Below are 24,073 nucleotides of genomic sequence, written 5' to 3' on the forward strand. Positions count from 1 at the left end.
ATGGATAAGTTAGAAGAAATTAAAGATTTTCTTAGCAAAGAAATCATGACGGCGATGTATATGACACCGGATGAATTAGACCAAGATACGTTATTTTCAAGTTATGGTTTGGAGTCAATAACGTTGGAAAAGATCGTCGCCAACATCAATAAACGATTTCTTATGAGACTCTCGGTACAGGAAATTCTGCCGTACCAGAGCGTTAATAAAGCCGCCAACTTTATTCATTCTGTACTTGAGGGAAAAGCATCATGACAACATCCTATTCAAATTATGATTATGTGGCTCTCCCTGAAAAAGAGCGGCTGGAGTATGAGCGTATCTTTTTCCTCAGGAATTTATTTTTAAAGCCGGATTTGTTTCAGAATGAATTGAAGCAAGTTGAACAGAGTATGGTCTCTGAATTGCCCGCTTTAGAATCGGGATATTCAGAAATAGAAACGTATGAAGTCGGAGAATTGACTTGGCAGAAACTGGCAAAGATCTACGCTGAAGATATTCGTCCCATTGTCATTAAAGGATTCGCGTCCTCTTTCCCCTGTGGTAAGTTGTGGACACCAGAGTATTTCAGGGATAACTTCGGCGACTTCCAGCTTTGGTATTCGACGACAGAAAAACTGTTTGAAGAAAACGGTACATCACTGCGTAATTATATTAATGCCGTATTAAACGGTGATGTCAGTCGGGCATACCTTGAAAATTTAAGTGATATTTTTAATAAATACCCCATTTTGCATCAACAAATTGGCATTGATCGCATTGATAACTTTTTAGGTGATTTTGCTTCATACCATAAAATTGCCCAGCTCTTCATTGGGGGGCCGGGTACGGGTGCGGTTTACCATTGTGCGAATGAACTGAATTGCTTCCTGAATATTTATGGCCGTAAAGAGTGGATATTTGTTCATCCCAAATATTCAGCGGCTATGTATAGTTCTATGTTCAATAAAGGAATATTTGTAGGTTCATTTGTCAAGCATAATGCACCGGTCAAATATTTAGAAGAACATCAACCCCTTTATAACCGGATACCAAAATTAAGAATTATGCTGGAACCGGGAGATATGTTAATTAATCCCCCTTGGTGGTGGCATGCAATTAATAATCAGCCGCCTGTGTCAATTGCGATTGCTTCGCGCTGGAAGATTGAAATGCCTTACCAGCACCAGAATCCGTTATATGAATTTGTACAATCCCAAAGAGCGGAAAGGCTCACGTTGGAAGGGAAGAAAATGTCTGAGAACGATGTTGTTGTCCCTGACAGTGAATTACGCAAAAAATATGTCTCTTATAAAGAAATGGGATGGGTAGGGAATTGATTGCTGAACGTGGTCTGTCTTTTGGATAAAACTCAGAAACCGTAATATCATAAAGTTTGTTTTTTTAATCCAGAAGCTGACCTCCGATGAATAAGCATCGCCAACAAAAAGGCAACGCGAAAGACAAAGGAGATAGTCACAATGCACAAATCAACGATAAGGTAGCCATCTTATGAAAGAATTTAAAGATGATGAAGTTTACTCGGTATTTAATCATTATCCTGAACAGTATCAAAAAATATTATTGACGTTAAGAACATTAATATTTGATACCGCATCAAAAACGGCAGGCGTTGGTTCAATTACTGAGACTTTGAAATGGGGACAACCCAGCTACCTTACGCTTGAAACGGGATCGGGAACCACAATCCGGTTAGATCGTTTCGGTCATTCGCATGTGGCTATCTTTTTTCATTGCCAGACCACATTGGTTGATACGTTCAGGACACTGTTCCCTGAACTGACTTATTCAAAAAATCGGGCAGTTGTTTTAGATCCAAAGACTGATTTGCCAATAGATGAGTTGAATATATGTATTGAGATGGCACTCACTTATAAGTTGAGAAAAAGAGATAACAATTTCATTTAGCAAACGGGATGTTAACGATGAAAACATGTACTGTCGCAATGTTTCCCGGACAGGGCGCCCAGTTTCAAGGCATGGGGCGGGATCTGTTCGATAAGTACCAATATCATATGAGAATGGCACAACAGGTATTGGGATATTCACTCGCTGAAGTGTGTAAAAGTGAAACCGATATTCTTGACAGAACTGAAGTGACGCAACCCGCCCTGTTTGTCATTAACATTCTTCATTACTTAGAAAGTTTGGAAAAACAGGGCACAAGGGCTGAAATATTTGTGGGTCATAGTCTGGGAGAATATTGTGCGTTGTTTGTAGCCGGCGCGTTCAGTTTCGAAACAGCCTTATCTGTCGTTCAGGAACGGGGAAGATGCATGGCGCTTTGTTCTGAAGGCGCGATGGCAGCTGTTATTGGGCTGAAACGAGAACAGGTGGAGGATTTATTATCAGCGTCCAATTTCAGTGACTTAACTATAGCCAATTTTAATTCGCCAAAACAATTTGTTATTTCGGGTGATAAAGTTGAATTGTCTCAATTTAAAGAGAGTGTATTAAAGGCGAAAGGTGTTTATCACCCTTTGCAGGTTAGGGGCGCTTTCCACTCGAAAAGAATGGCAAGTATTGCAGGAAGATTCAAAAAATTCCTTGAAAATATTCATATCTACCCACTGAACGCCCCTGTATTATCTAATGTAACAGCAGATTTTTATCCATTGGATAATCGTGAGCAATTAATCGATTTATTGGTCAAGCAATTATCGTCCCCCGTACGCTGGCAACAATGTATAGAGAAATTACCGTCAGATAAAAATATTATTGGTTTTGAATATGGGCCCAAAAATGTCGTTGGCCCGCTGGCTAAACAAATATTAGGTGAACGTATTACGCTGATGAAATAATGGCATCATTATTGAGATAAATGGGATTTGATAATATTTGTGATAACAAATTAAAAGTTTATCACCCTAACTTATTCTTTAATTATCGAGTTTATCTATATATTCATTTTATTATCATTCAAAGATTGTATTTATTTCTTTGAAATAACTCATTGTTATTGCTTGCCAGAATATACCCGATGAATTTCAAAGGGACACCAATAAAGCGGTAATTTGAAAGACGGGGTATATAAAAATAGGAGTGTTATTGATGGAGTATTCTATTATCGGCGTCGCTGCACGTTTCGGTGGCGGCGTGTCATTATCTCGTTATTGGCAAACATTGATTGAGGGCGGATCTTTGATTGATGTGATCGGGGAAAAGCGCTATCAACTTAATAATCGTCAAACGCCGGTTAAATGGGGGCACAGGGAAAAGATACGCGGCATGTTTATCGAGGATATTGACATGTTCGACAGACATATCTTTCCCCTTTCAGGTTCTGCCATTATGTTTGCTGATCCCAGACAGAGATTATTTCTGCAAACATGTTGGCAACTGCTTGAAGATGCAGGGTTACCGCCTTCAACGCTGTCAGGCAAGAAGGTAGGCGTTTTTGTTGCGCAGGATGGCTGGTATTTAGACGCTTACGTAAACAGAATTCCTGACGAACATCGGCGAAGTCAGGAGTTTATTGTTCCGGGAAATGATCCTTGTTTTCTGGCAAATCGGGTTTCTTTCTTTTTCAACTTCACAGGTCCATCAATTGTTGTTGATACAACCTGTTCAAGCGCTTTTGTTGCTTTGGATACGGCATGTCAGGCACTTGAGTCCGGTGATTGTGATTACGCTATCGTGGGCGGGGTTTCACTGTTTCTGAACCCTTGGAAAAAGGGAGAAACGACCGCAACCCCCTTTGAAACCAGTGCGGAGGGCATTCACAGTTTTTCTGAGAAGGCTTCTGGATATCGGACCTCAGAAGGATGCGCCGCTTTACTTTTGCAAAAAAACGGCGAGGCATTGAACCGGCATCACCATGTTTATGGTGTGGTACAAGCCACGGGCCATAATTCAGGCGGTAAAACCAATTCATTTTCCCAACCAAATCAAGAGCAGCAAGTCAGGCTGTTCCAGACGGTATTAAAACGGGCGGATCTTTTGCCTGGGCAGATTCAATATGTGGAAGCGCACGGCGTTGCTTCTCAAATGGGAGATGCGATTGAGGCGAATGCGTTGGTGGATGTTTTTGGCCGTTCGCAGGATGTTTCGCCCTGCTATGTGAGTACGGTAAAACCCAATATTGGCCATAACCATGCAAGCTCAGGGTTTTACGCCATCATCAAGGGGCTTCTGGCTTTCAGGTTTAACCAGATCCCCTTTATTCGCGGCTTGGACAAAACCGGATTGAATGCGGGCATCCCGGCAGATACCAAGGGAATTCATTTCCTGACCGAAACGGTGAATTGGTCAAAATCTCAGGAAAACACCCCCCGGCATATTTTTTTCAGCAGTTATGGGTTCAGTAATGTGAATGCGGCTATCATCCTGCGGGAAGCTGATAACAAACCTGCCATCAGCATAAATCCTCTTGGGGAAACCGCAACAGAGACGCCGGTAGTGGTTTGCCTGTCCGCAAAGAGCAATGAACAGCTCCGTCAACAGGTATTAAACCTGTATGAAGCCGTGAATGAGCCGGATTTTGCCCAGCATTTCAATCTGTACGATCTTGCCTGGACGCTGAGCACAGGAAGAGAAGCGTTCACGCATCGTTGGGCAACGATAGTGTCGTCAATGGAACAACTACAGGGTGTATTAAAGGCATTTATCGAATATCCGGAAACAGAGCATCCGGCAATATATCTGGGAACGCGGGCACAAAACACACACGGGGAGACTGTAGCGGCGCCGTGTGCAGAACCGGAAGCGGTGATAAACAACGGGATTCAGGCCGCGCCATTAGAGGTTGTTGCACAAAGTTGGGTCGCAGAGGCTGATATTGACTGGATGCAGTATTGGGAATCTTGGAATAGTGCTGAATGGCGCGCCATTCCTTTACCTACTTACCCGTTTGCCAGGGATAGTTATTGGATACCTCAAGGCGAAGTCAGCACGCCATCGTCTCAGGAGCTATTGCATCAGGAAAGTACCCGCCCGTTCATTCATCCATTTGTCCATCAAAACACCTCTGATTTTGCGGAACAACGTTTTAGCACAACATTTTCTGGTGAAGAATTCTGCCTGAAAGGCCATGTGATTCATGGCATCCGCGTGTTGCCGGGAGTGGGGCATTTAGAGCTGGCCCGCGTTGCCGCCCACCATTCATTTGGATCAAAACCGGGGGCGTTATCAGCAGAACGGGAAAATACAGGACTCACGTTAAAAAATGTTGTCTGGGCGCAGATTATCGGTGTAATTAATGAGCCTCAGACAACCCATATTCGTTTTATCAATCATGGAAAGGGGGAAGCGGGGTATCAGTTATACAGCCGCGCAGAAGAGGAAATCATCCATAATTCCGGTGTCGCTGTACGCAGGGCGCTCACTCCTCCCCCTGTCTATGACATTGACAACCTGAAATCCCGATACCGGCAAAACGCGTATCCCCCTAAACGGTACTATGAAATGTACCATGTGCTTGGCTTGTATATGGCGCCTGACTATCAGGGCATTGAAGCGCTTTATGTTGGGATGGACCACGTATTGGCAAAACTGTCGCTGCCTCCATCTCTGGAGCCGACCAGAGAGCAGTTTGTTTTGCACCCTTGCTTGATGGATGGCGCTCTCCTTTCATCCGTCGGGCTATTGATGCGTTTTGGCGATCTCGACAGACCCATTCCGCCTAAGTGCTTAATTCCTTTTGCCCTTGATGAAATCGAATTCCATGACGAAAGCACCCAATTGCACTGGGCATGGATCAGTTACAGTGCTGACAGCAGTGCCTCAGATCCCTTCCCAAAAGTAGATGTCGATTGTTGTGATATCAACGGCAAGGTCTGTATCCGTTTTAAAGGTTTTAGCTGTCGTGGGCTTGGGGCGCAATCGGCCCAACCCGCAGAGGTTGAACCTTACTTATTGCAGCCTCAGTGGAAAAGCCAGGCGTTGCCTTCCGACAGACCCTTGCGGCCTTTTACAAAACGCCTCGTGTTCTTGTGTGAACTGGAGAACCTTCAACATGCGCCGTTCACATCGGATACGGACACCTGTGAATATATTGTGTTGCCAAAACCTCACCGTGATGAAGGTCTGCTGGCGAGGCAGCAAAACGTCATAACACTGTGCCAAAAAATTAACGGCCTGATTAACTCTCCTCCCGCAACCCCTGTTTTGATTCAGCTTGTATTACCGGAAGCCGAGGTATTACCAGAATATGCCATGGTGACGGCGCTATTAAAAACCGCCTATCAGGGCAATGCCAATTTGCTGAGTCAGACGATTTATTGTGATGATACAGAAGGGCTGGCGGAAATACTGTCAGGAGAAACTGCGCAGATAAAACATGACGCCATACTGTGGCAATCCGGGGAGCGTTGGATACCTCATTGGACTGCCTGGTCACCTGAAAACGGAGCACCTGAAAATCAGTCAGAGACGTTAACATCCCCTTGGAAAGAACAGGTAGTTTATCTCATTGTTGATGAAGATGGCGGTATGGGGCGCTTTATTGCCAACGATATCACCGCGCAGACAGATTCAGCCATTGCCATTGTTTTGAAAGAAATAGTCTTAAAAGAAATTACCCCGGAAGAAAGTGCATCGGAAGAAAGTGCTCCAAGCACATCTGAAAAGCATCAATACCAGATCACGATAGCGTCAAAAACGGCGACCACTGACGGCGGGGCAATAACGCTTGATGCACCTGCATTGGCCGCCTTCATCAGCAGAATTGAGCAAAAATTTGGCGCACTGCGGGGCGTATTTTTCTGTGTGGGTAAACGCTTCGCTGTGACTTCGCAGCGCGTAGAGAAAGAAACGGTAAATTCAGTACTTGAACGTTATCAGGGCCTGTCACAGCTGGAAAAGGCCACCCATGGCCTGTCACTTGATTTCTTTGCGGTACTGACTTGCAGGGATGGGGTATTGGGGCACGCGGGGCAGCCCATGTTCTCAGCTTATTGTGCGGCGGTGAACAGCTTTGCGCGTGGCGTGCAGCCGCGTTATGCGTCAGCACAGCGTCAACGACAAACACTTGCCTTGATCCTTCCCCAACATAACGCTGTGGATGGGGAGGCGCTCATCAGCCATATGGCACTTCGCGCCTTGTATCAGGCTCTGCATGAGAAATTCAGTGGTGAATTAATGCTGATGGAAGGGGGCGCAATAGAACGTTTCAGAACAGAAATGCTGGGGGTTCGCCCGTATTATGAACCGCTATCTTCATCATCTTCATCAAATCCAGAAAATCATATCAATCCAATTTCCGTGCCGGAGAATCCGCCAACGCAAGGGAAAATGCAAGCCTCGTCCGACCTTGAAGCTACGGCAGTGGATGTGATCAAACGGGTTGTGTGCAAAGCGGTCAGCCTGCCTTTGGCCGAAATTGATGCAGAAGCCGGCATGGAGCAATACGGAATAGATTCCATTCTTTCCATCCGCATGACGGAAACACTGGAACAGTATTTCGGGGTACTTCCCAAAACCCTGTTTTTTGAATATCTCACCATTCAGGAACTGGCAGCTTATTTTGTTGAGCATCACCACCCTGTTTTAGCGGGATGGGGTCACAACGAGCAACAAAATATCCAACCGGAACCAACGCAACTGGACTCCCGCCTGCCAGTGCAACAGGTTGCTGACAGAACCAAACAACTTGCTCTCTCCCCGGCGAATTTTCCGGTGAATGAGAAGAGCAATACCACAAATACCACAACAGATGCAGGTGACATTGCTATTGTCGGTTTAGCCGGACGTTTTCCCAAGGCAAGGAACATGCGTGACTTTTGGAAGCTCTTGAGGGAAGGGCAGGATTGTATTACCGAGATCCCGTTTGAGCGCTGGGATCACGCCCGCTATTTCGACACAGATAAAACCAAGCGAGGCAAAACCTACGGCAAATGGGGAGGATTCATTGATGGTGTTGATGAATTCGATCCGCTGTTTTTTAACCTGTCGCCGCGCGATGCCCGCGTAATGAGTCCGCAGGAGCGATTATTTTTACAATGCGCCTACGAAACCATTGAGGATGCGGGATATAGCCACAGGGCATTAGGTTCCCGTGACTGGACACGGTTGCCTAAAAAGATGGGCGTGTATGTGGGTGTCATGTATGGGGAATATGAGTTTTACAGTATAGAAGCATTGGCAAAAGGACATGTTCTCGAACAATCCATCGTGACCGGCAGTTTTGGTTCAATAGCAAACCGGGTATCGCATTTCTTTAATATCAACGGCCCCAGCCTTGCCGTTGATACCATGTGCTCTTCCTCACTGACTTCAATTTACCTTGCCTGTCAGGCTCTCAGACAGGGTGACATTGAAATGGCCCTTGCGGGCGGAGTCAATGTTTCCATTCATCCCAATAAGTATTTGATCCTCGGTCAGTCGAAGTTTTTATCTGATGAGGGACGATGCCAGAGCTTTGGCGAGGGAGGAACGGGATATGTTCCGGCGGAAGGAGTAGGTGCTGTTTTACTGAAACCTTTGGCGAAAGCCATTGAGGATGGCGACCCTATTTATGGGGTTATCAAGGGAATAGCGGTCAACCACGGCGGCAAGACCAACGGCTATACAGTGCCTAATCCGATCGCGCAGGCCGAAGTCATTTCTCAGGCAATCCGGTCCGCTAACGTGCATCCGCGAGCCGTCAGCTATATTGAAACGCATGGCACAGGAACGTCACTTGGCGATCCCATTGAGGTATCCGGCCTTAACCGGGCATTCCAGCCGTATTTGCAACAGAATGATTTGCCAAAGGATGGCACACAAGAGAACGCATTTTGTGCAATCGGATCGGTAAAATCCAATATTGGTCACTGTGAAAGTGCGGCAGGGATTGCAGGGGTTGCCAAAGTCCTCATGCAAATTAAGCACGGGCAGTTAGTACCTTCTTTGCACAGCCGTGAACTCAACGCCAACATCAATTTTGACGTCACCCCGTTTTATGTACAGCGCGAACTTACCGACTGGAAAAGGCCGCTGTTGGGTGAAATATCGCAAGGCGGGCATGGACAGCAGATAACCCCATCGGAACACCCCAGAACGGCAGGCATTTCATCATTCGGTGCTGGAGGAACAAATGCGCACCTGATTGTCCAAGAATACATTCAGGATAACGGATTGCCTCCCACCCATAATGACGATTGGCCAAAATGGGCGGTGATACCACTCTCCGCAAAAACGCATGAACAGCATCGTGAATTAGCACAATCCCTATCACAGTATGTCAGGGAGCAGGCAAAATGGCATCCGGAAACCGCCAGGGCGGCGTACTTGCACAGTATTGCCTATACCTTGCAGACAGGGCGGGAAGAGATGGAGGAAAGGGTCGTCTTTATTGTGGATTCCCTGTCTGCCCTGATTGATGACCTGAAGGCCTTCTCACTGTCTTGTTTACCGCCAGAACATGGCTGGATGGAACGGGTAGACAAATTTAAATACGCCAGACAATCCATCATTCCCGTTTATACCGGAAAGGGCAGGCATAAAGAAGACTATGCGCAGTTAAGACAGATCGCGGATGCCTGGATCCAAGGGCATGACATTGATTGGCAGTCGTATTATCAATCCCTTCCCAGACGGCCAAACCGCTTAAGTTTACCGACTTATCCTTTTGCCCGGGAAAGATACTGGATACCGGCGTCTGAAGTTCAGGCTGAGACGTTCTCAGAATCAACGGAAGATACCGATTCGGTGGTGTTCTATACCTTGGGCTGGGAGCGGTGTGATATCCGCCAAGGGACATCAGGTGCAGCGGCATTGAGTGGCACGGACGTATTTGTCATTGGGCATCTGGATACAGCTTCATTGACTGAATTGGCCTCGTTATCGGGTGTGGAAAACATCCATTATCTTCATGCTGAAAATGGGACACATACAGATAGCCCGTATTCCGCTGCTTTGTCGGATCTTGTTCTGCGATTGGTTGATTATTGTCAGCAGCGAATTCGCTCCGGTCAAACATTGCCATCGCGGATAGTGATTTTTGCGCCGTGGAAAGAGAGCGGCTTGCCTTACCGCGCTTTGCTGGGGGCACTGCGAACGATCAACATGGAGTTTCCTTCGGTACAGACGAAACTGATTCTGGATGCCGCATTGGAAAGCGCAGACAGCGAAATGGAAAATGCAGACAGCGAAACTTTCTGCCGACATGCAGAACAAGAACTCCTTTCTTTAAACTCCGTGTTGTCAAACAAAGATAAAGCGAGTGCCGTGCTCTATCAGAAACAAGGAGATCGTTTTGTCTGGCGTCCAAAAGTGGTAGAGCCGGCATCCTTAATGCATCTTCCCTCTTTGTTTCATCGTGAATGTCGGGTGGTGTGGATTACGGGGGGCTTGGGCGGATTGGGATACCAGATTGCACAGTATATCGGGGCAAAAACAGGGGCATCCCTTGTGCTGTCAGGGCGTACTGCGATTGATGCCGATAAAGAAGCCCGACTGAATGCGCTGAGAAAGCGCGGCATAAAAGCAGAATACATGCAGTGCGATGTCAGCAACCGTGAAGCACTGGAAAAAAACCTGATGCAGATCCGCCAGCGCTTCGGCGCCTTGCACGGTGTCATCCATTGTGCGGGGGTGATCCACGATGCGTTGATTATCAATAAAACCGGGGAAGAGATTGACCGGGTGATCGCCACGAAAGCCTCGGCGGCCTGTCTGATTGATGATGTGACTCAACATGAATCTCTGGCGTTTTTTGTCATGTTCTCTTCACTGGCCTCTCTGGGGAATATCGGTCAGATAGATTACGCGGCGGCAAACGCCTTTCTGGATAATTTTGCGGAGTATCGTGGGGAGTTGGTTCGGCAAAATAAAAGAAGCGGAAAAAGCCTGTCAATTAACTGGCCGCTTTGGCAGGAAGGCGGCATGAACGTAACCCAAAGGGTACAAAAGCAGATGTTTGATACCTTTGGGATTGTGCCTCTGGACACGAAAACCGCGCTGGAAACACTGGAAATCGCACTTCGTTCACCTTTCTCTCAATTTGGCGTGATGAAGGGGGACGTTCAAAAGATCACAGATTATCTGGGATCCACCGCTGACTCTTCATCTGATGCATTTTTGCCAGAACCGGAAACGGCGTCATCAAACCATGAGCAGCAGACGGGCAATTCCAATTTAGTGGCTCTGGAATCGGTGAAAGCCATTGCGGACATTGTTGTCGATAAACTCGCTGAACTCTTGGGGATGCGCGGTGAGACGATCGATATCCACCGGCAGTTTGGTGACTATGGCATGGATTCTGTCGGGCTGATTGAGTTGGCGGAGTACATTAACGCCCGTTTTGAGGTTACGTTGTCGCAGGCGAATTTGTTAGAGTTCAACACACTGAACCGTGTGACAGAACATCTGGCTCAGCTTTTGCCACCGCAATCCCGTTTAATCCCTTCTGCCACACCCTCACCGGCAATGCCCGTTTCTGCCACGTTAACCCCGTTTGCCATTGTGGGATATGACTGCATGTTTCCCGGCGCCAGGAATGCGGAAGAATACTGGCAGAACATCGTGCAGAAAACGATTTCTATTCAGGGCATCACGCCGGAAGCGTGGAAACGGCGTCACATTATCACACCATCCGCTAAGGAAGAGGCGGTAAAGCGTATGCAATCCTCCGGCTTTTTGCAGGATATCGACCAGTTTGATGCCAAATTCTGGGGTATTGATGCAGAAACGGCAAAACAAATGGATCCACAGCAACGCCTGTTGATGCAGTGTATCTGGCGATGCATTGAGCATGGGGGCTATGATCTGGAAGACCTCACCCAGCGCAAGGTCGGATTATTTGTTGCTGTTGACTCCACCGACTACAAATCCCTCATCAAGAATCATTCTCTGATCAACCCTGTCGAAGAATGTGGCGGATTACAGGCTGGTCTCAGTCTGGGCATGATGGTGAATCAGCTCTCTTATTTCTTCAACTTTACCGGACCCAGTGAAGTTGTCGATAACGCCTGCGCCAGTGTGTTTGTTGCTTTGCAAAAAGCCCGACAGGCAATTTTACAGGGAGATTGCGACGTCGCCATTGTTGCGGGAGTGAAAGTCATCCTTGATTTTATGGAGTTTTATATTCGGGATCAGGGCGGCATTCTCAGCCAGTCCAGCAAAATGGCGCCTTTTGACCACATGGCCGATGGTTATATCCGGGGCGAGGGCGTAGGCGCTGTCATGATTAAGCCCTTGGAGCAGGCCCGCCTTGCACATGATCCTGTTCGGGCAATCATCAGGGGGGTGGGTATTTCCCACAATGGCCGGAGCGCTTTCTCGTCAATGGCGCCGAGTATTGAAAAGCAAGAAGAGAACATCAGAAATACCTATCAGTCAGCGGGTATCGATCCCCATTCTGTTGACTACATTGAAGCCCACGGCTCTGCGACCCAATTTAATGACATCAGTGAACTTGCTGTGTTCAAAAAGGTTTTTTCAACCCAAAAGGCGACGTCACACCGTTGTGTCATCAGTGCGGTGAAAGGCAATATTGGCCATTTGGAAGCCGCTTCGGGTATGGCCTCCCTGATTAAAGTGATATTGGCAATGAAACATGGTGTCATCCCGCCCATTGCTTCTTTCTCTCAATTGCACCCGTCGATTTTTATTGAAAATACGCCCTTATTTTTGCCGCGTGAGCCGGTTCCTTGGCAACACGTGGAGTCAGGCACAACCGAGCCAAGACGCGCCGGATTGAACTCCATCGGGATCACGGGGGTAAATGCGCACGTCATTCTGGAAGAGTCCTATCCGTATCCGTCAGGCGCGTCGGTTCCTTCCCAAGGGGACGAATATTTTTTAATTCCTGTCTCGGCGAAATCCCCGGAAACCTTAACTGTTTATCTGAATCAGTGGCTGGATTATGTGCGTCAGCAAAAATTATCCCGCACTGATAACGCACTGACGCTAAGGCACTTGGCATACAGCGCCCAGACCGGCCGCTCGGATATGCCATTTCGCACTGCCATCATCGTTAATGATTTAGAAAAACTTATCACAACGCTGGAATGGATCCTCACAGAGAAAAAGGGGGCAGCAATAGAGGATGTGAGTGCGGTGGGTGAAGTTTCTCCCAAAAGCCGTCCTCCCAAAAAGTACGTGGAATTTTCCACCGCATTACCGGTGTTGAAACAACTGGCAGGCGATTGGGTTGCTGGCGCCTGCATAGATTGGCAAGGGTTTGCCCGCGATCAGGGGGTATACGTTGATATTCCCGGTTATCCGTTTGATGAACAGAAGTATTGGTTTTTTGCAGAGTAGTGCATTGAAAAAGGAATAAAGCAATGAATGAGAAAAACATGTTACTGGAATCACTGAAAACCATAGCGAAAGCCGTCTTGCAACAAAGCGGTGATATTCGCACTGATGTGCATATTCAGGAGCTGGGATTTGATTCTAAATCACTGGTCATCTTTACGGATAAGATCTCCGCTGTTCTGGATGCAGAAATCCACCCCGGTGTTTTGTTTGAGTTCACAACGCTGGAGAAATTTGCGGATTACCTGATTAAATATCAGGCGACAGCCGTTGAGCAATTGCAGGTGGCCTCATATGACACTTACATGGCCAGCATGGGACGGGACATCAAACAACACCTTCCTGTCATCATTGGCGGCGGCATAGCCGGTATGCTAATCAGCCACCAGCTTACTCAGGATAAGATCCCCCATCTCATCATAGGTAAACCGGAAATTGGTGATACCCCCAAATTGGGTGAATCCATGACAGAAGTGGTGAGCCTTGAATTTGCCCGGCGCTTTAAAGCGCTGTCCCGCTATTTCTATTCCAAAGAGTTCACCCCGTTTTATATGGGAGAGCTGGTTGCCGGATTGCGATTCCACTTTTTCGAATCTCTGGCTTCTCTTTTCATGGAAGAAGATATGCCGAAGCATTTCATTCACATTGACAGGCTGGGGTTTGATAAGGCCCTTTATGATGAAGTGATTGCCGCGCCGGAATGCACCTGGGTTGAAGCCTTCGTCGAACATATTGAATATGCAGAGGACAATGACAGGGTGGAGTTGCTTCACCTCTCAGACGGGCAGATTATTCAACCCTCTTATGTCTGGGATTGTACCAACCACATTCGCCTGTTGGGCCGCAAAATCGGGCTGCCATACACTGAACTCGACAGCCGCAGGCAAGTGATTTTTACCCATTATTATCAAAAAGCGGGAAGCACACGGTGTGATGCAGACTCACTTCCCTGGCTTCATGCAACATCATTATTGAGTGCGGATGAAGAGTTTGATCAGTTAAAGGGGGTTTCCTGGCTGATACCCGTGGGCAGTTATGTCTCTGTTGGCATCAGTATGTTGCCGGAAGATATCCGGGATCGCACGGCGGAAGAAATTATTGCCTTGCTGACAAAAGCCTATCAGAGACGGGGAACCGATTATGCAAAACATTTCAGCTGCCGGCGGGAAATCGTCAGCCTGCCGACACAGCATTTCATACATGAGCGATTCAGCGGAAAGAACTGGGCGCTGGTGGGCGGAAGCGGGATCAGTACGTGGTTCACTTCCGGCTCCAATTTAAGTATCGCAACCTTTATGTCCTCCATTGCATCAAAAATCATCCAGTCACCTGAAATCTATGGTGAATATTACGAAACCCATGTCCGTGGCTTTGTGAAAACCCAGACGATTTATGACACCTTCATGGAATCGAATATTGGTGCAGTAGACGCCCTCAAGTTTTTGAGCGGGGTTGTTGAACAGGCCAGAAGCCGTATTACCTCTTTCTTCCTGCTTGATGAGATCGATGGGAAAAACAGCGGTCACGTTGCCCGTGAGCTTTGGCAGGAGGATATCGCCATTGACAAAGAATACTTCGATTTTCTCAGGCAGATAGCAACACATGCCCGCCCCGAAGATCGCCAACAGCAGACCGCGCTGATATTTCAGAAACTCATGCAATTGAAATCAACCGAACAGCAGGTGCGGCTGCCTTACTTGAAAGACAGCAGAGTAAGACAGGAAAAACCGCAATTATTCATATAATTATGTGATGGATGGCATGCTATGATCGATAAAACGACTTGGCTACTGCAACACCCGTATCCGGCATTTGTTCTGGGATTGAAAGCGGCATGGGAAGGTGGCTTGTCTTCTGATGCTTTTGATCAGCTGTTTGCTCAAACCTGTGTTTGTCACATGCAGGGTCATGAGTTGAATGGCGCTCAGGCGTTACAGGCATTCATTCAGTCTGTCAGGCTGAATATTGCCAATTTAACCCTGATCCCAGAAAGCGTTATTGTTCAGGAAGATATCCTGTATCTCTTTCACCGCTGGAAAGCCGACAGCTGGCATGAGGATGTGATTTCGGGTGGGGAATACGCTAACTTTTGTCTGGTTACCATTCGCCTGCGTGACGGAAAAATAGCGGAGCTATGGCAACAAACCCAGAACTTTCTTTTTTTGCAGGGTAGCGCTCTTTCTGAAGAGCGCTTGCTTTACCCTGTCTGGCAACATTCTTTGCTGGTTAAAGAAAACGGGAACCTGCATGTTGCCCGTGATGAACAGTCCGTGCGCATGAGCGAACGGGCCAGGCAGCTTATTGATTGTGTCTTTGGTCATGGTGCCTTGCGGCGGATTGACAGCCTGCTGCACCCAGAACTGACATTTCATAATGGTGATGTCACCGGTCATGGAATTGCTGAGTGGAAAAATTTCATTTATGCATTGCGGACAGCGATAGGGGAGGAAGGAGTAGAACTCTTCGACGAATTATTTATTCGTGATGGCAATTCGATAACCCTATTCGTCCGCATAGGATTGCCGCACGCCTCTCCCTTTGTGCTGTCCAGCTTGAATGGCATGTGGTGCATGTTGCAGCTGGAGATGGATGATAGCCGCATTACAAAAATTCAAACTTATCCTGAAAACTACCTGTTTTTTCTGGGGCTTGATTTCTCTCAGCATGAAACGCGCCTGAAACAGCTCTTTCGCGGACACAGGCCGGAATTGGAGACAAAATCCCGACTGAAAGACCACGCAGGGGTAAAGACATCATCATCACCCGAACCTGTGCAGAATGAACAAGTTGCAGTGGTTGGGATAGCCGGGCGTTTTCCGCAGGCAGATTCGGTGGCGCAGTTCTGGCAGAACCTGATGGCAGGGAAGACCGCTTTCTCGGCGTTTCCGCAGGAACGTCCGTGGTTGTCTGCGGGAACGGTCATCCGTTCCGGCGGGTTTATTAATGACATTTTCCGGTTTGATGAACAATACTTCCAGATCCCGCCTGCGGTGGCACAGTATATGGATCCGCAGCATCGTCAGTTGCTTGAAGTCATTGTCCAAAGTATTGAAGACAGCGGCCACCCCAATCAGGATGTGAGCGGGGATCGTACCGCGCTCTTTGTTGCAGCCTTATCCAATGACTATGAAAAGTTGCTCAGGGATAAGGGGGTCGAGGAGAACTTCTATTATTGGGCCGGTAATGAACCGGCCATGTCATCAGGCCGGATAGCCCGTTTTCTGGATATTCAGGGACCCACCCAATTCATTAATACCGAATGTACGGGCGGGAGCACGGCATTGCTTGGGGCGTATGAGTTGATTCGCTCAGGGCAGGTCGATCAGGCCATTGTCAGTGCAACCAGTCTTTTCCTGCATCCTTATGGTTTTATTGCCCGTGAGGAGGGGATTTTGTCACCACTGGCCGCCCCTGAGTTATTCAGCCCGCGCAGCAAGGGGCAACTGAGGGGGGAAGCGGTCGTCTCTGTGGTCCTTAAATCGCTGTCAAAAGCACAACAAGATGGCGATGATATTTATGCCATCATTGCCGGTGGCGCGGCAAATAATAGCGGGCGAACCTTTTCCCTCATTTCTGCCAATGTTGAACAGCAGGCGAAAACCCTGCTGAAAGCCTGGCAGAACGCGGGAGTATCCGCGGATGATTTCTCTGTCATTGAATGCAATGCCTCTGGTGTCAGGGCGGGAGATTTCACTGAAATTACCGCGTTAAAAAAAGTTTTCCGGCCCGAACAACATATTCATTTATCCACCGTAAAAGGGGCTATTGGGCACACTGAGGCCGCTTCTGGTCTGGTGGCGCTGGTGAAAGTTTTGCTGCAACTGCGTTATCAGACCATTATCGGGATTCAGGGACTCAGCGAAATTGATCGTGGTCTGGGGATAGAAGGTTCCGGGTTATCTCTGAATCATCAAAATAGAAAATGGGGATTATCCCAGACGGAAGGGGCGTTATCCAGAATCGCAGGTATCAATTCATTTGCCGGAGGCGGGTACAACACTCACGTCGTCGTTAAGGAGTTTATCAGTCACCCCGATGTTGCGTGGGCGACAACGCCAGTATTGATACCGTTGTCGTCGCATTCGGAAGCTTCGTTGCACGATCATGTTGTTCAGCTAAAACGATATTTGCAGGAACACGATTTACAGGATAGGCATGTTGATTTAGCACGCTTGGCATTCACATTGCAGTCCCGTGAAGCGCGGCAATATCGGGTGATGCTGGGCGTATCCCATCGGCCTGAGCTGATATTGCAACTGGATCGTGTACTGAGTGGCGATATCCGTATTCAAAATACCGGGGAACCCCAACAGGAAGAAGCGTTAAGCGCGGTATTGCAGGGGCAACAATCGCACTGTTCATTCCTGACAGATCCAAAGCTCACTGAATTGACACTCCGCTGGTTACGGGGCGAAGAGCCGGATTGGTCACGCTTATGGGGAAACGCACACCCGCACCGTTTGTCAGGTTTACCCGTCCGGGCATTTTTAGGGGCTGTCCATCTCCCGCCATTTTCCGCCGATGAACCGATGACGTCATTAGACGTGAATGATGGACAAAAATTCTGCCAATTCCGTATCAGCGCGTCTGCGCATTATTTACGTGAACATAGGGTCAATGGGCAAACAGTGCTTCCCGGTGTCGTCCATCTTGAGTTTGTAAGACATGCGGCCATGCTGTTGCAGCCAGACAGCCCGGACAACAATGAAGGGAGCGCGGGCCTCCCTTCGGCAATCAATCCATTGGTTTTACGCAAATTGATTTTACGCAATGTGGGTTGGGTGAAGCCCATCATCATGGCAGAAACCGGGCAAGCACTGGATCTGACGGTAAATATTAAACCGGAATCTTCGTCGGCAGAAGAACGGGTTTTTGGTTTTGATCTCGCGTTGGGGACAGGGCAGGGTGAAGGCGCCGATGACCAGCCTTCCGGCTATTTTACTGGCGGAAGCATTGTTTTCTCACCGTTGCAACTTTTCTCACCGTTGCAGCACCCGCCTTCTCTGGATATCACACAATGCCGGCAATATTGTCAGGAACGCCGATTAACCACCGGACAATGCTATGACGTGCTCACGCTGCTAGGCATTCAAATCGGAGCGAAACATCAGGCTATTCAGGCGGTGATGATAGGGAAAGACGGTAACGGGAGTACCGCTGCACTGGCAAGACTGGTATCGCCATCCGATACCCCTCCTGTCTATGAATCGGCCCATCAATCCATTCCTTTCATGCTCTGCCCCGCCATCATGGATGGTGCACTACAGGCGGCATATTTGGGGTTATTGACCCCAGAAGATCTCAAGGATGGGGCCGTCACCCCCATTCCTTTTGCCGTTGATGAAGTGATAATCATTCGGCCGGTTAAAGATGAAGCATGGGCATGGGTGACGGCGTCGGTATCGCAAGCACAGGTCAGGAAAACGGATATTGTCATTTGTGACAATGACGGAACCGTTTGTGTGGCTATCAAGGGGTTTTCAACGCGAGAACAACAGCCCGTCTCCGAGCCTCAGACCGTGTCGCAAACGGAGGAGCATCTGATTCCAGCACAAGATCAGCCCGTGCCGGACACCATCGTCAAGCAACTGAAAACCATGATAGGCAAGGAACTGGGTATACGGCCAACACAGTTGCGCGCTTCTGATTCTTTGGATAAATACGGCATTGATTCGGCCATTGCCGTGCAACTGGTGGCGGTATTGGAAAAAACGTTTGGCTCTCTGCCCAAAACGTTATTTTATGAATATAAATGTATTGCGGATATCGCCCGATATCTGGCAAGGACGGTGATTCATCATTCAGAGAAGTCCCCGATGGCTACGTTGGTGACGGTTCTTGAAAATACCGAACGGGGAAAAGGGCGGGAACGTTGCAGGCCATCGGCAAAACCTCGGCATTCTCCGTCTGATCAGCTGTTGGACATCGCCATCATCGGGGTCAGTGCAAAGTATCCCCGGTCAGAGAATATGGCTCAGGTTTGGGACAATTTGAAACAAGGCAAACGCTGCATCAGCGAAATTCCCCAAGATCGCTGGGATTGGCAACGTTATTACTGCGAAAATGACCACGAAAGCAATCAAGCGCCCCGTGCGGGAGAACACCTGAGTAAGTGGGGTGGCTTTCTGAACGGTGTTGATGAATTTGATTTTGCGTTTTTTGACACTTCTGAAAGTGAGGCTGCGGCGATGGATCCTCAGGAGCGGTTATTCTTACAGGAAGCATGGAAAGCGATTGAAGATGCAGGCTATACACCCGACACCCTTGCGGCGGGCGACAAGCAAGAAAAGGATGGCATAAACGCGGTCGGGGTTTATGCAGGCTCAATGTACAGTGAATATCAACTGCATGACGTGGCTTCCGGTGAGCGGGAACAACCGATCGGATTGGTGGGTAGTCAGGCCAGCATCGCCAACAGGATTTCTTACTTCATGGATTTTCATGGGCCAAGCGTCACACTGGATGCCATGTGTACCTCTTCAATGGTAGCGATTCAACTCGCGTGTCAGGATCTGAAACAAGGACGTATCCACGCCGCCATTGTCGGTGGTGTTAACCTGACGCTTCATCCCAATAAATATTTAACCCTCAGCCGCAGGAAAATGCTCTCTTCATATCCAGAACTCAACAGCTTCGGAGAAGGTGGCAATGGCTATATTCCGGGGGAAGGCATTGGTGTTCTGGTATTAAAACGCTTAGAAGATGCATTAAACGAAGGGGCACACATTTACGGTGTTATTCAAGGCTGCGCGATCAACCAAAATGGCAGATCGAATGGATTTGGCGCGCCCGACCCGAAGGCACAGCAAGCGGTTATTAGGCAGGCGATGGCAGAAGCCGGTGTCAACGTAGCTGACATCAGCTACGTGGAAGCACACAGTACCGGTACGCGCTATGGCGATCTGATTGAAGTGGATGCATTGACAAAAGTCTTTCAGCAACACGCCAGCCACCGTCATTTTGCGTGCCTGATTGGGTCAGGAAAGCCGAATTTCGGCCATTGTGAAGCGGCGGCCGGTATTGGCAGTGTCATTAAAGTCTTGCTCCAGATGCAGCATAAAGCGATTGCACCGACACTGTATGGTGAAAGACTGAATCCCGACATCAACTTTGAACAAACGCCTTTCTCCGTTAATGCCGCCTTAATGGAATGGAAACCACCCAACAAGGCAGGTATCGACATGCCAAGAATAGCGGGCATTTCCTGTTTTGGTGCGGGCGGAACAAATGCGCACCTTATTCTGAAAGAGGCAGAGCCGCCTGCACTGTCAGCGTCTGGGATAAATCTTCCCTGCGTCATTCTGCTTTCTGCGAAAACTGTCACGGCATTGCAAGGGCGCGTGAAACAGCTAATGGCATTTTTATCGCGGTATCCGTCCGAAAAGGGGGATCACGGTGAAGCGGCTGATCCCGTGCTGGCGCGGTTGGCATATACCCTACAGGTCGGGAGAGAACATATGCCGATTCGGGTCGGTTTTCTTGTCCAAAATCGGGATGACTTATGCCAGCAGCTGACACAATTTGAATATACCCGTGAGCACCACAGCGAGGACATCCCAGCGTTAGAGGGCGTCGATCAATTTGAAGAGGGGGCATGGCAAGAGAGAATTCAGGGCTGGCTGGCGGACAATAACCGCCATGAGTTACTCAATGTCTGGAAAAAAGGGGCAAATGTCGAATGGCACAGGCTCTATCGTCATAAGCTGCCTGTGCGTATGCCACTGCCTGCCTATCCGTTTGCGCGCCGCAAAATCGGATTACCAACGGTTACCGCCGCCTCATTATTGTCAGCCAGTGGCAAGGAGACGCGCTTATCCGATGACCCATCCGGTGGCAATGCATTCGCTGATCACCCATTCGATTTCCTTGCTGATGGGGCGATGACCTTGTGGGAAAAAGCGGCACGATTTGTCGTCAGGACGCTGGAAAATATCGTCGGCCATGAAATTCCGGCACTCAATGCGCCATTTTCGGCACTGCATCTGACATCGTTGCATATTGTCCGTTTTCTGGATTTTTGGCAGGTTGTTTTCGGTACTTCCCTTCAATTCACGATTTTTTATGAACACCGAAATGTGAAGACTCTGGTTGAGGATGTAATTGCCCGTGGGCTTCTTGCGGAAGAACACATGGCCGCAGCGGCCGCGTTTTTGACCCCTGCCGCTGAGGAACATACAGAGCCTGCGTTCCCGCTTTCTGAACTCCAAGAGTCATTTGTGATTGGCCGCCAGCTATCCACCTATGGTCAACGTGTGGGTAGCACCCTGTATTTTGAACTGCATATTGCAAAATCAATTGCTCTGAAACAAATAGAATCAGCCTGGAATCATTTGGTTGATCACCATGAGGCGCTGCACACGGTTATCACCCCCCATTTTCAGCAACAGGTGCTGGAAAATTATGACTATTACTCATTTCCGGTCGCTGACTTAACGGAATATTCAGATTCAGGGAAAGCCGATTATCTGAAAAACAGCCGGGCAGCACTGAACTGTAAAGTCTTTGATTTAGCACATTGGCCCTATTTCGACATCAGGGCCGCTATTCTGAGCGCTAAACAGGCTGTTGTGCAGATTGCACTGGATGAAGTGATTGCGGATGCTGCCAGCCTCTTCGTGCTGGTGGAACAGTTGCGCCATCTGTCAGAAAATCCTGATTATCCATTGCCGGCAACCTACTCCTTAAGGAAATACCTCTCCTTAGTTGAGCAGATCCGCACAGGCGAGCATTTTCAGAGCAGTATGCAGTATTGGATTGATAAACTCAGGGATATGCCGGCCGGTCCTGATTTGAAATATCATCTTGCCCAGCACCCTGTGCAGCAGACGGTTCACTGTTTAAGTGCAGAAATGGGCAGTGAATTATGGTCAGCGATAAAAACACAGGCCGACATGTTGTCCTGTTCAACAGGGACGATATTGCTCACGGTATTTTGTGAAGTGCTTCATCAGTTTACCGGGCAAGCGCGGTTCAGTCTCAATCTGACTAACTTAAATAGACTGGCCATCAATCAGCAGATAAGCGGGCTGGTTGGATTGTTGGCCAACAGCAATATTTTTGTCTCCGAATGGGCGCCGGAACACCCCTTTCAGTCGCGCGTCATGACTTGCCAGCAACAACTCGATAGCGACGCCAGCCACAGCTTTGTGGGTGCGGTTAATGTACTCAGGAAATTGCGCCAGAACCCGGCTAAGCGTACAGACTTACACTTACCGGTGGTTTTTACGCATTTAATCTCCTCTGAGTTTCAACAGCCGAACCCTGAGCATGGCTGGTCCATTCAGCACATGATGAATACGACACCTCAGGTCGCGTTGGATCATCATGTCTTCGAAGTGAATGGACTACTGGTTTACCGTTGGTATGTCGCGGATGCCTTGCTGGAACAAGGCGATGTCATTGCTCTGTTTGAAACTTACCGTCAAAAACTCATTGATCGGGCGCAATCTTTTTCCGGGCCGCTTTTTTCCGAACCCTCTGTTTCAGATCAATTTGTTTCAGGCAGTCAACCGTGGCATGGGCCAGAGAGAGAACGGGACGCCTTTTTCCCCCTGCTTGGCATTCAAAAAGCCTTGTACGCGGGGCAAATGATGCCGGCAAAACGGGGAGGGAAAGCCTGCTGTTGCCATCTTGAGTTTGATATTGATGTGCTTGATATCCCCCGATTAACCAGAGCGTGGAATGACCTTGTTGCTGTTCATCCGGTGCTGAGGACACGTTATCTGACGTCATTGTATCAGGAAGTGCTGGATGCCGTGCCTGAATACCCCATTCTGACCGAAAAGGTGATCGGGACTGAAAATGTATTTGATCAGCGGTGCAATGACATCCGCAATGAGATGTTGCGGGCGCATTATTCTGCGGGAGAATATCCGGGGTATCGCCTGCGAGTGTGTGAGTTTGACGGGCAGAAAAGCCGTTTGTTTGTGAATTTTGATTTTATCCTGATTGATGGAAAAAGTATTTTTCTGATACTGAGCCAGTTGTTCAACAGATATAAATCAGAAAGTTATGGATTACCGCGACAAGAGATCACATTTCAGCATTTTGTCGGCCATTACCCGCGTCAGCAGAATACGTTAGCCGGTTCAACGGCAAGGGATTATTGGCATGATAAATTTTCCCGAATGCGACAGGGGCTTGGCGGGCTAACCTCACTGGCCCATCAGACGTCACTTCCGGCGCAGCTGACCAAGAGAGTGCCTTATTACCGCCAGCTGCGGGCGTTGGCTGAAAGGCTAGGGGTTTCTGTTGACAGTATCCTGTTGGCGGCTTTCGGGTTGACGCTTTTCAATTGGAACAGGTTGAAAACGGGGAACGATGAGCCTGTGACCATCGCCGTTGTGTCCTGGGACCGATATGCTGAACTGCCCGAAACCACAACGGGTATCTTTACCCGCCTCAGTTGGGTGAGTTTTTCAGAGACATTGCCCGCAACTCTGTCAGCAACAACCTTGTCGGCAACAACTCAAGTGCCCGAATCACTTATCCTTCAGGTTCAGGCTCAGTTGGATAACGATCGCCACCACGGCTCCGTTGATGAGCTGGAGGTGGCAGCGCACTATCCTGATTTGCATTTCCCTGTTGTCTACACCTGCTTATTGGCCTACGACGCCGATTTCCCTGAACCCCTCTATAGCGTTTCTCAAACGCCGGGTGTTGCCCTTGATAATATTTCCACCGTGCTCGATTCCTCATCCCTGCGACTCCAGTGGGACATGCTGGCGTGTGGCCGGACGGAATGGTCAGCGGTATTTGAACAATATTGTTCTTGTCTCAAAAAATGGTTTTTTCAGGAATGAATTGCTCAATTTTGCTCACCAGGCAAAACGTCTTGCTGACATTATGTGTGGAACTCTGCAACGGTGGATGGAATGCCAAAAGATGAGGATAA

At 48.4% G+C, this 24,073-nt stretch carries 7 protein-coding genes; all 7 read left to right on the forward strand.

Annotation, left to right across the window (positions count from 1 at the left end; translation table 11 throughout):
- The 7 genes from AC5JQI_RS08370 (at position 1) to AC5JQI_RS08400 (ending at position 23,981) form a co-directional block, all read left to right on the forward strand.
- On the forward strand, positions 1-255 hold the full coding sequence (locus AC5JQI_RS08370; RefSeq protein ID WP_493914378.1) for an acyl carrier protein: 255 nt from the start codon (positions 1-3) through the stop codon (positions 253-255).
- Positions 252-1,319, forward strand: a complete 1,068-nt coding sequence (locus tag AC5JQI_RS08375; protein WP_493914379.1) for a cupin-like domain-containing protein — start codon at positions 252-254, stop codon at positions 1,317-1,319. Before AC5JQI_RS08370 ends, AC5JQI_RS08375 begins: the two co-directional genes overlap by 4 nt.
- A gap of 172 nt (positions 1,320-1,491) precedes the next feature.
- The gene (locus AC5JQI_RS08380) at positions 1,492-1,908 is read left to right on the forward strand and encodes a DUF1801 domain-containing protein (protein WP_493914380.1); all 417 of its coding nucleotides are present in this window, start codon (positions 1,492-1,494) and stop codon (positions 1,906-1,908) included.
- 17 nt (positions 1,909-1,925) lie between these two features.
- The gene (locus tag AC5JQI_RS08385; protein WP_493914381.1) at positions 1,926-2,801 is read left to right on the forward strand and encodes an ACP S-malonyltransferase; all 876 of its coding nucleotides are present in this window, start codon (positions 1,926-1,928) and stop codon (positions 2,799-2,801) included.
- 250 nt (positions 2,802-3,051) lie between these two features.
- Complete coding sequence (locus AC5JQI_RS08390) at positions 3,052-13,182, forward strand: SDR family NAD(P)-dependent oxidoreductase (protein ID WP_493914382.1); 10,131 nt, start codon at positions 3,052-3,054, stop codon at positions 13,180-13,182.
- A gap of 23 nt (positions 13,183-13,205) precedes the next feature.
- A complete protein-coding gene (locus tag AC5JQI_RS08395) occupies positions 13,206-14,924 on the forward strand; it encodes a phosphopantetheine-binding protein (RefSeq protein WP_493914383.1) in 1,719 nt (572 codons plus the stop codon).
- Positions 14,925-14,945: 21 nt separating this feature from the next.
- Complete coding sequence (locus AC5JQI_RS08400; RefSeq protein WP_493914384.1) at positions 14,946-23,981, forward strand: beta-ketoacyl synthase N-terminal-like domain-containing protein; 9,036 nt, start codon at positions 14,946-14,948, stop codon at positions 23,979-23,981.
- The last annotated feature ends 92 nt before the right edge of the window (positions 23,982-24,073 follow it).

It is taken from the genome of Xenorhabdus sp. XBWT (assembly GCF_059072735.1).

Bases quoted from the DNA above. Each gene is read 5' to 3' on its own strand.
- AC5JQI_RS08370 (WP_493914378.1), top strand. From the start codon at position 1: ATGGATAAGTTAGAAGAAATTAAAGATTTTCTTAGCAAAGAAATCATG.
- AC5JQI_RS08375 (WP_493914379.1), top strand. From the start codon at position 252: ATGACAACATCCTATTCAAATTATGATTATGTGGCTCTCCCTGAAAAA.
- AC5JQI_RS08380 (WP_493914380.1), top strand. From the start codon at position 1,492: ATGAAAGAATTTAAAGATGATGAAGTTTACTCGGTATTTAATCATTAT.
- AC5JQI_RS08385 (WP_493914381.1), top strand. From the start codon at position 1,926: ATGAAAACATGTACTGTCGCAATGTTTCCCGGACAGGGCGCCCAGTTT.
- AC5JQI_RS08390 (WP_493914382.1), top strand. From the start codon at position 3,052: ATGGAGTATTCTATTATCGGCGTCGCTGCACGTTTCGGTGGCGGCGTG.
- AC5JQI_RS08395 (WP_493914383.1), top strand. From the start codon at position 13,206: ATGAATGAGAAAAACATGTTACTGGAATCACTGAAAACCATAGCGAAA.
- AC5JQI_RS08400 (WP_493914384.1), top strand. From the start codon at position 14,946: ATGATCGATAAAACGACTTGGCTACTGCAACACCCGTATCCGGCATTT.